Annotated in this window: 9 protein-coding genes; all 9 read left to right on the top strand. The window is 49.5% G+C overall.

What is annotated here, in order from left to right; translation table 11 throughout:
• Positions 1-128: 128 nt before the first annotated feature.
• The 9 genes from BGX12_RS08310 to BGX12_RS08350 all read left to right on the top strand — a co-directional run bounded on the left by BGX12_RS08310 (position 129) and on the right by BGX12_RS08350 (position 13,125).
• Positions 129-1,646, top strand: a complete 1,518-nt coding sequence (locus BGX12_RS08310; RefSeq protein ID WP_233246319.1) for an OmpA family protein — start codon at positions 129-131, stop codon at positions 1,644-1,646.
• Between the two features lie 11 nt (positions 1,647-1,657).
• Positions 1,658-3,901, top strand: a complete 2,244-nt coding sequence (locus BGX12_RS08315; protein WP_233246320.1) for a tetratricopeptide repeat protein — start codon at positions 1,658-1,660, stop codon at positions 3,899-3,901.
• Between the two features lie 45 nt (positions 3,902-3,946).
• Positions 3,947-7,756: a hypothetical protein gene (locus tag BGX12_RS08320; protein ID WP_233246321.1), complete on the top strand. Its 3,810-nt coding sequence runs from the start codon at positions 3,947-3,949 to the stop codon at positions 7,754-7,756.
• A 186-nt stretch (positions 7,757-7,942) separates the two neighbouring features.
• Positions 7,943-8,563 (top strand): MotA/TolQ/ExbB proton channel family protein, encoded by a 621-nt coding sequence (locus tag BGX12_RS08325; protein WP_109735616.1) that lies wholly within the window; start codon positions 7,943-7,945, stop codon positions 8,561-8,563.
• A gap of 37 nt (positions 8,564-8,600) precedes the next feature.
• Entirely contained in the window at positions 8,601-9,494 is an 894-nt protein-coding gene (locus BGX12_RS08330; protein WP_109735617.1) for a biopolymer transporter ExbD, read from the top strand.
• 2 nt (positions 9,495-9,496) lie between these two features.
• Positions 9,497-10,036: a biopolymer transporter ExbD gene (locus BGX12_RS08335; RefSeq protein ID WP_109735618.1), complete on the top strand. Its 540-nt coding sequence runs from the start codon at positions 9,497-9,499 to the stop codon at positions 10,034-10,036.
• 3 nt (positions 10,037-10,039) lie between these two features.
• The gene (locus tag BGX12_RS08340) at positions 10,040-10,978 is read left to right on the top strand and encodes an AgmX/PglI C-terminal domain-containing protein (RefSeq protein WP_109735619.1); all 939 of its coding nucleotides are present in this window, start codon (positions 10,040-10,042) and stop codon (positions 10,976-10,978) included.
• Between the two features lie 151 nt (positions 10,979-11,129).
• Entirely contained in the window at positions 11,130-12,434 is a 1,305-nt protein-coding gene (locus BGX12_RS08345; RefSeq protein WP_109735620.1) for a hypothetical protein, read from the top strand.
• Between the two features lie 319 nt (positions 12,435-12,753).
• A complete protein-coding gene (locus tag BGX12_RS08350) occupies positions 12,754-13,125 on the top strand; it encodes a hypothetical protein (protein WP_233246322.1) in 372 nt (123 codons plus the stop codon).
• The last annotated feature ends 24 nt before the right edge of the window (positions 13,126-13,149 follow it).

Raw genomic sequence — 13,149 nt, forward strand, 5'->3', positions numbered from 1 at the left:
TTTGCGAAAATCGTTTGACTAAAGGCCGTTTTGAAGGTATATTCCCATTTGGAATTTACGTTTGCCTCTACGGGCAAACTGTAAGCGTATGAATTTTAAGTGTTCTATGATTGGAGAAACGTAGCAGTATGACCCTAAAGAAACTGGTCTTAATCACGGCCGGGGCAATGCTTCTTACCGGAACCGCCATGGCAAAGAATATCAATGTGCCTGGTGATTACAGCAAGATTGCAGATGCTCTCGGTAATGCTGACGCTGGCGATACTATTTTCGTTAAGCGCGGTACCTATAACGAAAACATCACCTTGATCATGGGTGTTGTGCTCAGAGGCGAAGAACCGACCTCTACCATCATTGATGGTGGCCGTCGCGGTCCTACCGTCATGGGTACTTCGGGCGCAGAAATGTCCCACTTTACCATTAGAAACGGTCTCGAAGGTATTCTCTGCGAAAACGCAGCTCCTTACATTCATGACTGCTATGTGCTGGACAACCATGCAACTGGTGTCGGCGCATTCATTTCTCTTCCGCATCTTCGTAACAACGTCGTCTATGGCAACCGCTGGTCCGGCATTCTTGCCTGGGGCGCTAAGTCTCTCGACGCTTATATCGAACAGAACGTTGTACTCCGCAATGGCTATTCCGGCCTTGCACTGAAGGGACCGACCAACGTGGTCGCCCGTAACAACATCTTCATGGAAAACCACTACTACGGTGTGTTTGCTGACCCGGCTGCCGGTCAGACGAAGGTGGAATACAACAACATCTACAAGAACTATTATCCGTTCAACCAGTTCATCAAGGTGAACCGTACGAACGTTTCCCTCGATCCGAAATTCAAGAACGCCTCTCTCTCCAAGCCGGACTTCTTCTGCCAGTCCACCTCTCCGATGCTCAAGCGCGGTAAGGGTAAGCTGGACATTGGTCTGACTACCGCAGGTCTGGTTAAGGAAGAAGAAGCTGTTGAAGAAACCCGTAATCCGGATACCGATGGCGATGGCCTTTGCGATCCTTGGGTTTCCGAAGAAGGCGTCTCCGATAAGTACGCTTCCGTTTGCACCGGCCTCGACAACTGCCCCGAAGAAGCTGAAGACTTCGACGGCTTCCAGGATGACGATGGCTGCCCGGATCCGGACAATGACCGTGACGGTCTTTGCGATCCTTGGGTAGAAGCTAAGGGCATGCTCTCTAACTTCGCTCACATTTGTAAGGGTGTTGACCTCTGCCCCGAACAGGCAGAATCCCTGAATGACTACAAGGACGACGATGGTTGCCCGGATGAAGTTCCGCAGCCGCCTAAGAAGGTCTTCGTTCTTGAAGGTGTGAACTTTGAATCTGGTAAGGCAACCATTACTCCGGACTCCTACATCTCCCTGATGAAGGTGGTGGACATCATGGAAACCTTCACCGAAGCTACCTTCCAGATTGTCGGTCACACCGATAACGTTGGTAACAAGGATAAGAACAAGCAGCTTTCCGCAGACCGCGCTGCAGCCGTTAAGAACTTCCTCGTTGAGAAGGGCATTAACGAAAGCCGTATGGTAACTGATGGTATGGGTGACACTAAGCCGGTCGCCTCCAACAAGACCCCGGAAGGTCGTGCTCAGAACCGTCGTATTGAGTTTATCCGTACGGATATCAATTAAAGGAGTAGGTGATGCGTTCAAGTTTTCTTAAAACAGCAGCAGTCTTCGGACTCTCCGTAGCCAGCACCTCTTTGTTTGCAGATGCCATTTATTCTCCCCATAAGTACCAGCAGAATGACTGGTTCGCAGAATTCGGTGGCAACACCTCCATGTATGTGAACCCGGCTTCTATCGCAGAAACCGAACAGCTGGAATTTAGCGCAGCATTCTTTAGCTCCATTAGCGGTGAAGCAAGCCAGGAATACGTGAGCTTGACTTACCCCATGGACTACAAGCATACTTTGGGCTTCTCTTTCTTCGAAAACGGTGCCGGCATTGATGACGGTCCGGATTACGGTGAATATGCCTTCATGCTTGGTTATGCTTACAACCTGATGCAGTGCGTCTCCCTGGGTGTGGACCTCTCCGTCCTCTACATCAACCAGTTCGACGCTGTGAAGCAGGTTACTCTCGGTGCTGACGTAGGCCTTAGCTGGAATCCGCTGGCATCCTCCAAGTACGGTTACCTCTTGGTTGGCGTTGCTCTCCAGAACATCGCTCAGCCGGCTATCGCTACTGATCCTGATGCAAGTGCATTCGTTGTTCCGGGCTTCTTCGGTGGTGCCCGCGATGACGCTTACAACATTCCTGCAAACCTGAACCTGTCTTTCTTCTATCGTGGCTTCAACCGCGCTCTCGAAGTTAAGGCTGAAATCTCCCTCATCGACGTGTTCCACGCCGAAGAAGAAGGTGGTGATGGTCTGAGCCCGGAAATGAGTTTCACTTTGACTTACTACCTGTCTCCGCATCTTGGTGTTCGCGCTCGCTTCACCAAGGAAGGTTACCCGGTAGTTGGTGCTACTGTTAACGTTAAGGATGTTTCCATCTTCCGTTACCTGGCACTGGACCTCGAAATGTCTCACGATGACCTCTATGCCAAGAAGAACCGTGGTTTCATCTGGGCCGTGAAGATTACTTCCCGCTTCGGTGACACCCGTGAAGAAAAGATTGGTGAAGAACGTTATCGCCGTTTGAAGATTGAACCTGAAAACGACTACCGTGCAGCAATGCGTCTCTACTTGAACCGTCAGTTCCTCGAAGCAGCTTATGCTTTCGGTAAGGTTCAGACCAAGTACCCCGCATTCCACCTTGTCGACCAGGCTGCCTTCTATAAGGCAAAGTCCTTCGAAAACCTCCGTATGCACAAGGCTGCAAAGTCCGTGTACGAAGATGCTATCAAGCGCTATCCCCAGAGTGACCAGCGTGCTAAGTACCACTTCCAGTTGATGAACATCGACTATAAGGAAGGCAAGTACACTGACGCTATGTCCAAGTACCAGGGTATTGCCCAGAAGTTTGGTGAAAGCGACGTTAAGGCTGACGCTGACTACGTTGCAGGTCAGATCAAGTTCGAACAGGGCCTCTATCAGGAAGCTGTTGACCTGCTGGCTGCAATTCTCCCGGGTAACGCAAACTACTTCTATGCTCGCTATACCATGGGTATCGCTTACAGCCGTCTCGGCAAGTTCGACGAAGCTGAAAACTGCTTCCGCGACATTACCGAACAGCCCTACTCCAACCAGTCTGAAAGCGACCTGCAGGACGCTGCTCGCGTGAAGCTGGGTCACCTCTTCTTCTCTGGCGAAAAGCCGGATATTCCGGCCGCAGTAGAAATGTACCATCAGGTGCAGCCTTCTTCTCCGGTGTACGACGAAGCAGTGCTCGGTATTGCATGGTCCTTCCTGAAGGTGAACAAGCCGGACGAAGCAATGAAGCCCGCTCAGCTGATCATCAACAAGTATCCGGATTCCTTCCTGGTTTCTGAAGCTTACCTCGTGATCGGTTACTGCCACTTCATGAAGAAGAATTACAAGAATGCTGTTGAAGCCCTTGAACAGGCTGAAAAGCGTACCGAACAGCCGGTTGTATCTGTGGCTGCTCGTGACTCCGCTCGCCAGGCATTCGATGCAATGCAGGACGAATTTGATTCTGTCCAGGTTAAGGCTCTTGACCTCGCTCGTCAGCTCCCCACTCCTCGTGTGCAGAGCAAGCGCGATGCTTTGAAGCCTTCCTTCGATAAGGCTAACGCAGCTATTGAAGATTATGCAGCCTTCAGCCAGAAGGCCATCCAGAGTGACCGCTTCGAATCCAACCGTAAGCGTATCTTGGATGACGCAGGCTTTACCTTGGCAACTGCAAAGACCAAGATGGGCCAGGGCGCTGGTGTTTCTCAGGAAGCTCAGCAGCAACTCGACGAACTGGAGGACCTGGAGTAATCCGGGTTCGTCCCTTTTTTATGATTTCATAGGTGGATAGAGTACATGAAAAACCTTTTACTCGTTTCGGCAATTGTGGCCTCTTTGGTAGGCACCTCTTTTGCCGCAGACCCATGTAAGGAAAAGACTGCAGAAGCAAAGAAAATGATGGCTAAGTGTAAGGCCATCGGTAAGGGCAATGCTGGTTATGAATCCTGCGCTAGCTCTTATAAGGTTGCAAAGAACCAGGCCGAACAGGCTTGCCGTTCTGGTGGCCTTGATGAAAAGGGTATGACTGATGCCATTGCCCAGTGGGAAAAGCAGGTGAACAACTGTAAGGGTAAGCAGAATGCACGTTGTGCTTCCGCTCTCCAGCAGCTCGGTCACTATCAGTTCCAGCTGGAAGAAAAGCAGTTCCTCGACAGAACCGCTCAGTACGAAGAAGATGTTGCATGGTGCGCTGACCGCGATAACAAGCCGGCTAAGTGCGCTAACATCGATGATCTTCCCAAGGCAGATCACCAGAAGTCTCTGGGTTACTTCCTGGAATACATCGATAAGTATCCTAAGGAAAGCAAGACTCCGACCGTTATGTACCAGGCTGCAGCAGTTCTGGAAGCTAGCGGCGAAGACGACAAGGCATTCAAGCTCCGCGATCGCCTTGTAAAGACCTTCCCGGATAACGGCCTTGTTCCCAAGGCATGGCTCCGTATTGCTGAATACCACTTCATGAACCGTAAGTTTAAGGATGCTATCAACGCCTATAAGAAGGTGACTGGCTTCGATAACTTGACTGGTAAGGAAGCAGCATTGGCCATGTACCACTTGGCTGAATCCTACTATGAAACTGCAGAATTCGAAACTGCAGCAATCCAGTACTACAACTACATCATTGGCGCCGACAAGGGTAAATACCCTGCAGACTTGCGCGGTGAAGCAATGGACTTCATGGCCGCCGCATTCTCTGACTTGGAAGGTGGTGGTGTCCAGGAAGCTGAAGCTTTCTTGAAGGACAAGAAGGTTAACTTCAAGGACTCCGTCTACTACCGTATCGGTATGAAGAACAAGGACCATGACCGTAACGAAGAAGCTGTCCAGTCCTTCAAGCGTTTGATGAGTATCAACCCGGACTACATCGATGCTCCGCTGGCTGATATTGCCATGATTGAAATTCTCATTGTCCAGCAGAAGTTCGAAGAAGCTCAGCAGCATCGTTACTCTGTTGTGAAGCGTTACGACCGTAACTCTTCCTGGTACAAGAAGAACCAGAAGTATCCTGAATCTGTGAAGAATGCTGAAACTGCAATTCGCGGCGCTATGCTCGACATTCCGCAGTATCATCATTCTCGCGCTGCCAAGCTCACCAAGGAAGGTGACTTGGAAGCCGGTAAGAAGCAGTATGCAGAAGCTATTAAGGCTTACGAAGCATTCCTGAAGCGCTATGCAAAGGAACCGACTTGGGACGAATACAAGGTTCACATCAACCTCGCTCTCGTTTACCAGGAAATGGGTCAGTTTGCTAACGCTGCCAAGATGTTCAACTGGATCGTCGACACCGATACTACCCGTTACGGTCGTCGTCCCATGGGCTCCGAAGCTCTCCTGAAGAAGGAAGAAGCTGGTTATAACGCAGTGCTCATGATGGACCAGGCTCGCGAAGCTGCTAAGAAGAATAAGGCTGGTGACGATGCTGTTAAGGCATACGCACTTCCGGAAACCAAGGCTTACTTTGAACAGGTTAAGCGCTACATGGCTAAGTTCGGTCAGAACAAGGAAGCTGCAGAACTTGCTTACAACGCTGCAATCGTTCATTACGATGCAAAGCAGTTCAAGACTGCAGTTACCGAACTTCGCAAGCTGAAGCAGGATCATCCTAAGCATCAGTACATCTTGCTTATTAGCCGTATGCTTGCTCAGTCCCTGTTGGAATCTAGCCAGCTGGATGAAGCTCTTACCGAATTCGAATGGCTCTTTGCCCAGTACAGCGACAAGAAGAAGCCGACCTACAATGATTCCATGGCTAAGGAAATCGAAAAGGCTATCGCTTACGTTCTGTTCCAGCAGGCAGAAGTCTCTGTCAAGTCCAAGCAGTACGAAAAGGGTGCAGGCGCCTACCTCGCTCTCGTGAAGCGTTACCCGAAGATCGACATTGCTGACAAGGCTGTGTTCGAAGCTGCTGCAGCTTACGAATCTGCTGAAAAGTATACCATGGCCGCTCAGACCTTCATGATGTTGCCGAAGCAGTATGCTGCATCTCCGCTCACCATCAAGGGTATCGTTCGTGCCGCAGGTGCATACAAGAAGGAAAGCGCTGCAGTTCCGGCTAACAGCAAGAACGCTGCAAAGGAAAAGGAACGTCTCCTCCGCGAAGCTGCTAATACCTACTTGTTCATCACCAACAACTTCCCGAAGGATTCCATGGCATTCCTCGCCATCGCATCCGCTGCACAGACTTACGATTCCATCCCGGATAAGAAGACTGCTGCAATGACCTACGAAATTGCCTACAAGCGCTACCACGAAGATGAACGTACTCCGGGTTATCTCTATAGCGCATGCTTGAGCTACGATGAAGCTAAGATGGCTGACGAAGCTATCCGCTGCTCTAAGGACCTGGTCCGTGACTACCCGAAGAGCTCCTATGCCCTGGATGCTGCATTCTCCATCCCGATGGCTTACGCCAACGTGAAGAAGTGGGATCTGGCTGCTAAGGAATACCACACCTTCATCAAGATGTATACCGAAGATAAGGAAAAGCTGATTGCTGCCTATATCGGTGCTGCTCGCGCCTACATGGAACTTAAGGAAGAAGATAAGGCTATTGCCGACTATGACGCTACCCTTAAGAACTATGATAAGTACGGTCTGCAGATCAAGAACGCTGACCCGGCAGTTCCTGCTGAAGCAGCATTCTATCTCGGTGAACACGAATATAACAAGATGACTCCGATGGTCATCAAGGGCAAGGATAAGGAAAAGGCTAAGGTCATCAAGTCCCTGGTGGATATCCTCCAGAAGGCTATGGGTCAGTACTCCAAGTCTGCAACCTACGCATCTGAAAAGTGGACCTTCCGTGCCACCAACAAGATGGGTAAGCTCTTCGTGACTATGGCCGAAAAGATCCGCGAACAGGAACTGAACGGCAAGAAGGAAGACGAACGCTTCGCAGAACGTATCGGTATTGTTCAGCAGCTTCCCAGCTACTATGAACAGGCTCAGCCAATCTTCAAGAAGAACATCGACCTTGCTCGTGACCAGGGTTTCTATAACAAGGACGTGGTGGAAGCAGAAGAAGGCTACATCGAAATGTACTACCAGAGCGCTGCTGTGTACATGGAAGTTGCCGATGCATTTGCAAACTCTCCGCTGCCTGACTCTGCTGCCATCGTGAAGGAATACGTTGAATACGAAGGCATGGTCAAGGACGACGCTATGGAAGCTGTCCATGAAGACTTGGAAGCTTACCGTGAAGAATTGTCTTCTCGTTCTGAAGCTGCAAAGCAGGCTGCAATCCCCGTTTGCCAGACCGGTATCAAGGCTTCTGCCTACTACGGTATTGACAATCAGTGGACTGCTAAGCTGTTCGAACTTCTCAAGTCTATTGATGAAGCTAACGAAGTGCTGAACACCAAGATCGAAAAGTTCGACCCGTCCACCTTGTTCTCTGATCCGTCTTACTTCAAGACCAAGGCTCGTATTGAACAGATTTCTAAGTCCGAGGTGATGACTCCGGAAGAACAGATCGCTACCTATCGTGACATCATCAAGGAAGGCAAGGCCGAAAACGAAAAGTTGAAGGCAAAGCTTGCTGAACTGAAGAAGATGCTTGCTCCGGCTCCTGCACCTGCTGCAGCAACTGGCGCTGGCGAATTCTAGCGGTAAAAACAATTTTACGGGGGACCTTGTTCATAGGGCTCCCCCGTTCTTTTTGAAAAAAATTGGGTATTTCCGTATCGTAAATTAAGTTTTACCACCTAAATCTTCCCAATTTGCTCAAAAAAATTTAATATGAACTTCAATATTTCAAAAAAACAAAAACCACTCATTTAAAGGAGTACTCTAATGTCTAAAATGCTTCAATCTTTCAGCCCCGAATCCGATGGTTGGCAGTTCATGTGGATCATCTCGGTCGTCTTCCTGATCGGCCTTGGTTTCTCCATCGAACGTTTTGTCTACATCATGGTTAAGAGCGGTTCTGGCCGTGCTAAGTTCCTGGCTGACTTTGGTAAGCTCATCTCTTCTCAGCAGTATGATCAGGCTCTGAGCCTCGCTAACAAGACCAAGCTCCCGGTTGCTCGCGTCATGGCTGCAATCGTTGCTGCTCGTAACGGTGGCCGCGAAACCATGACTGCTGCTTGCGATGCAGTTTTCCTTACTGAAGCTCCCCGTCTGACTCGTTACATCTCCATCATCCAGGTTATGGCTTCCATCTCTACCTTGCTCGGTCTGATGGGTACTATTTACGGTCTGATCTTCACCTTCGACGCTGTTGCTAACAAGCCTGCTTCTGAACGTGCAAAGGCTCTTTCTGACGGTATCGCTATCGCTATGGGTACCACCCTCCTCGGCCTTCTCTCTGCAGTGCCCCTGCTGGTTATCGTTGGCCTCCTCAACATGAACTCCGAACGCCTGATCCAGGAAATGGAAGAAAAGGGCCTCAAGATCATCAACTCCTTGGCATAATTGTTTAGGTAATTACAATTAACTGGAGTTAATAAATATGGCAAGACAACTTAAGAAACCAGCAAAGCCTGAAGAACCGGACCTGTTGCCGGCAATGGGCTTGTTCACAATCTTGATTCCTATGCTCTTGTCCATGGCTGCTTTCTCTAAGCTCGCTATTGTGGAAGTTAACCTGCCCGAACGCAGCGTTATGTCCAACAGCGACGATCAGCCGCCTCCCGATGAGCAGGCTCTGAACTTGTCTTTGGCAATTACTGGCGATTACCTTGTTATTGGTGCTCGCGGTGGTTTCCAGCCGAACGTCTATTTCAAGGAAATGTGGACGTTCCGTTGCAAGTCCGATGCCAAGCTGATCACTCATTCTCCGGATGATGTGAAGGCTGCAGTAGAAAGTGGACATGGTCCCAAGTGCCAGGATGGCAGCGAAATGGATAAGGAAAAGTACCTTTACGAAATCGAAGCTATCCAGCTCTGGGCTATCCAGAAGGAATCTGAAGAAGATCCCGGTAAGATTATCTGGGCTGTTTACTCCAACGGTGGTACCGCTGAAGAAGCAGTCGCTGACAGTGCATACGTAGACGGCAACAACAACTTCCTCATGGCAGTTGGTGAAGGTCCTGGTGGCGCTCAGAAGCCCGCTGGCCTCGTGAAGCCCAGTGCAGGTCAGGCAATCGCAACTCTCGCAGAAAACTCTGTCCGTACTCTGAAACCGGACGTAGCTGCTAAGAATATGATTGCTCCTCTGTCTGCTTATGACCTGATCGCTAAGGATCTCATTGCAATCCATACTACGTTCATCGACCTTGATGATGCTGACAACATTATTATCGTTGCTAACGATGATACTCAGTTCGACAAGATCATTCAACTTATGGACCGTGCTAAAGAAGCCGGTTTTGGCAAGATCAACCTTGCTAAGCTGGGAGGTTAATCATGGCAAGAAGAAGTCGTAAATACGGTGAAGACGTCCCGTTCTCGATTACGTCCATGATGGACATGATGACCATTATTCTGGTGTTCATGATTAAGAACATGGACGCAGAAGGTCAGCTCTTAACTCAGGCCGAAAACTTGATCCTTCCGGTTTCTGTCTCTAAGAAGCAGCCTGCAGAAGTTTCTCTGGTTGTTATTATCGATAGAGAATATGTTGTGGTCGATAACAAGAAAGTTGTCCCGACTGATGACGTGTTCAAGCAGGAAGATCTTTGCGTGGCCCCCGTTCTCGCTGAATTGCACGAACGTCGTAAGGCTGAACGTGACGCAGCCCTCGCCGCAAACCAGCCCGGTGATGCAGCAGGTAGCGTTGTTGTCCAGATCGACAAGAACATTCCTTACGATGTGATGTACAAGGTGATGGCTACCTGCGGTATTGCAGGCGTCCCCACTTGCGATTACACTGGCCCGGATACTCGCCTGAATGGTTACACAAACGTTTCCTTCGCCGTGATGGAAAAGAACGGTGGGGAGGACTAAACTATGGCTAAGAAAGTATCTCCCGCAGTTGATCCTTTAGTAGCGTCTTTGATGCCGGAATCCGACAAGAAGATGGGCGCTATTGCAGGTATCTCTCTTGCAGTTGCCATTGCAATCTGTCTTCTCGCTTCTACCTACGAACAGGTCGTTGACGAAGTCGTCTTTGATGAAAAGGCTGACACCGAACTCGTCGCTCAGATGACCATGGAAGAAAAGAAGGAAGAGAAGAAGGAAGAAAAGAAGAAGGAAGAGCCGAAGAAGCCTCGTAAGAAGGCTGGTGGCGGTGGTAAGCCCCGTGGTAAGGGTCAGCCCAACGCTCCCCAGACTCGCGGTGTGCTGAAGCTCCTCACTGCACAGACCAAGAACGCCAGCGCTGGTGCATATGACCTCATGAAGAACCAGAAGTTCTCTAAGGACATTGACAAGGTGCTGAAGGACGTGGCTGGCCTCCAGACTACTGGTAAGACTCAGCTCGGTGGTCGTCGCGGTAAGGCAGACGGCGGCTTTAACGAAGGTTACGCAGAAGGCGGTTCCGGTGGTATCGGTGACGGTCTGGCAGGCCTCCTTGGCGGTGGTGGCGGTGGTATCGCTACTAAGGCTAAGGGTTCTATCAGAACTCCGTCTGAACGTGATATCGACATGGGCGCCGGTGGTGGTTCTCGTAGTAAGTCTGAAATCCAGAAAGTGGTTAAGCAGCGTACTCCGGGTCTCCGTCACATCTATAACAAGTTCCTGAAGAAGAAGCCTGGCTTTGCTGGTAAGGTTACCCTGAAGTTCACAATTGCTCCGGGTGGCGAAATCATCAGCATCTCCATCGCATCCTCTACTACTGGCTTCGGTGAATTCGACCAGGAAATCAAGACTTCCGTTTCTCGTTGGAAGTTCGGAACTGTTAAGTCCGGTAACACCACTGTGACTATTCCGTTCACCTTCTCTGAATAATTCTCAGAAAAGTCTAAAAAAGGCTGGGCATTCGTGCTCGGCCTTTTTTTTGTTAAAAATTCTTAAAAAAAATATGTATTTGTTTAAATTTTTATTGCGTTTTTGATTTTATAAAGCTAACTTTAAAACAGATTTTTACAGAGGAGTTTATATGAACTTAAGAACTGCTGCTGCCGTTGGTGCCGCAATTGGCGTTTTTGGTGTTGGTTCTGCTTTTGCAACCTTCGCTCGCGTTGAATCCATGGGCAAGAACACTACTTATATCATGGACGATGTAAGCATCTTCGACAACCCGGCTAATGCAAACCTTTATTCTAACTATTTGATTGGCGGTTTCGGTGCTTATACCGATAACAACCTCCAGGCTGGCGGCAACTATGATCCGCAGCACCCCACTTTCGGTGGTATCTTTGCTCTGAACTTTGGTGATGAAAACAATCCGGATCCGAAGTTCACCATCGGTGGTCTCTTTGGCCGTATCGATGATGATTTGGCTATGTATCTCCCGGGTCGTGTCCAGGTAGGTAGCTCCAGATATTCTAAGGTTCCCGAAACCGTGACTAACTTTGACGGCTTCCTGGGCTGGACTCTCTCTAGCGGCGACGCTATGGGCTTGCATATCTATATCGCTCACCAGGATGGTGGCGATCTGGACGAAAGCGGTTCCTATCAGCCGGATGAAGATGCTCATGCTTCTATCGTCAAGGCTGATGGTGGTATTAACATCCAGACTGGCAGCGGTACTTCCTACGAAGCATCCTTCGGTCTTGCTCGTATCCAATATGGCCCGGGTCACTATGACTTCTTTGAAAATGGTGACTTCTCCTTCTTGGCAAAGGCTCGCGCATTCTTCACCCTCGAAGCAATCGACGGTGAACTTGTTCCGGCAGTTTCCATGAAGCTCGCTCAGGCTCCCGGCATTGATGACAAGAACGCTCAGGCTGGTCTCGGTATCAATGTTGCCATGAACCGTGGCTTCTTCTGGATGGGTCTTGACTTCGTCTGGCGTCAGCTGAAGGCTCATGACTACTTCTATGACACTAACCTTGGTAGCTGGATCTACGATGGTCGCGACGAAGATGGTGATCACAACTGGGACAAGCGTTCCGACATCGGTGGCAAGATCAGCTTCGGTATCGAACGTAACATTTGGTGGGATTGGTTCGTAATCCGTGTTGGTGGTCAGAAGTCCATCATGTACACCGAATGCTCCAAGAACGAAAAGAACATCTACAACCGCGAACGCTATGGCATCTGCAAGGATGACGGCACTTTCTTCTCCACCAACCCGCTGGCTGATGGTACTAGCAAGGACCACGTTGGCTTCGGCTTCGGCATCAACATCGAAGAAAAGCTGAAGATTGACGTGACCGTCGCTGAAGATGTGCTGTTCCGTAACCCGTTCCAGGGTGAAGGCCGCCTCTTCTCTCGCGTAGACGCTACCTATAGCTTCTAATATAGTTGCAAAGGAAGGGGTGTACCCCTTCCTCTGGACTCCTTTCCCCACGTGGGGTTTAGACCTGCTTTACCGCAGGTCTTTTTGTTATGTTGCAAAGGGCTGGTTTTCCCCTTCCTCCACATAGAGGACAATTCTCACTAAGGCAACGAAGTTGCCAAGTGTTCATTAGTCTGGACTCCCACCCAACATTCGGGTGAATGGACCTGCCTAACGGCGGTCCTTTTTTTGTTAAGGTGCAAAGGGCGGGACTTCCACCTATCACTGGGGTGAAAGGGACTTGCTTGTTGGTGGTCCTTTTTTTCTATTTTATTGGGTGATGATGAAAAATTTAAAGTTTGTTTTGCTTGCCTTTACGGCTTTGTTTGTGGGGTGTTCTGAACCTACGGATCGTATTGAACACAAGCTGACTCCGTACCTGCAGGAGGATTTGAAATTCATGGTGGCGGAGAATATCCGTGCCAATGGAAACAAGGATGCCTTGATGGAAGAGCCGTATTATCGCGTGAAAGATTTTCGTTTGTTCGAAGGGGCTGCATCCCGTATTTATGCGGCTTACGCAGAGGTCGACTTTTTCATCTATAAGGATGTGGCGATGCATGAGAAGAGAAAGTATCGCTATGACGTGCACACTCGTCAGTGGGATCGTTATTCCAAGGAACTAAAACATGGTAAGGATTCTATTCCTTAGGTTGTTTGTTGTTCTTCTTTTAAC

Source organism: Fibrobacter sp. UWR4, from assembly GCF_003149045.1.
In the GTDB taxonomy this organism is placed as follows: domain Bacteria; phylum Fibrobacterota; class Fibrobacteria; order Fibrobacterales; family Fibrobacteraceae; genus Fibrobacter.

Excerpts from the sequence above, each read along its gene's own strand:
- BGX12_RS08310 (WP_233246319.1), top strand. The coding sequence starts at position 129 with ATGACCCTAAAGAAACTGGTCTTAATCACGGCCGGGGCAATGCTTCTT.
- BGX12_RS08315 (WP_233246320.1), top strand. The coding sequence starts at position 1,658 with ATGCGTTCAAGTTTTCTTAAAACAGCAGCAGTCTTCGGACTCTCCGTA.
- BGX12_RS08320 (WP_233246321.1), top strand. The coding sequence starts at position 3,947 with ATGAAAAACCTTTTACTCGTTTCGGCAATTGTGGCCTCTTTGGTAGGC.
- BGX12_RS08325 (WP_109735616.1), top strand. The coding sequence starts at position 7,943 with ATGTCTAAAATGCTTCAATCTTTCAGCCCCGAATCCGATGGTTGGCAG.
- BGX12_RS08330 (WP_109735617.1), top strand. The coding sequence starts at position 8,601 with ATGGCAAGACAACTTAAGAAACCAGCAAAGCCTGAAGAACCGGACCTG.
- BGX12_RS08335 (WP_109735618.1), top strand. The coding sequence starts at position 9,497 with ATGGCAAGAAGAAGTCGTAAATACGGTGAAGACGTCCCGTTCTCGATT.
- BGX12_RS08340 (WP_109735619.1), top strand. The coding sequence starts at position 10,040 with ATGGCTAAGAAAGTATCTCCCGCAGTTGATCCTTTAGTAGCGTCTTTG.
- BGX12_RS08345 (WP_109735620.1), top strand. The coding sequence starts at position 11,130 with ATGAACTTAAGAACTGCTGCTGCCGTTGGTGCCGCAATTGGCGTTTTT.
- BGX12_RS08350 (WP_233246322.1), top strand. The coding sequence starts at position 12,754 with ATGATGAAAAATTTAAAGTTTGTTTTGCTTGCCTTTACGGCTTTGTTT.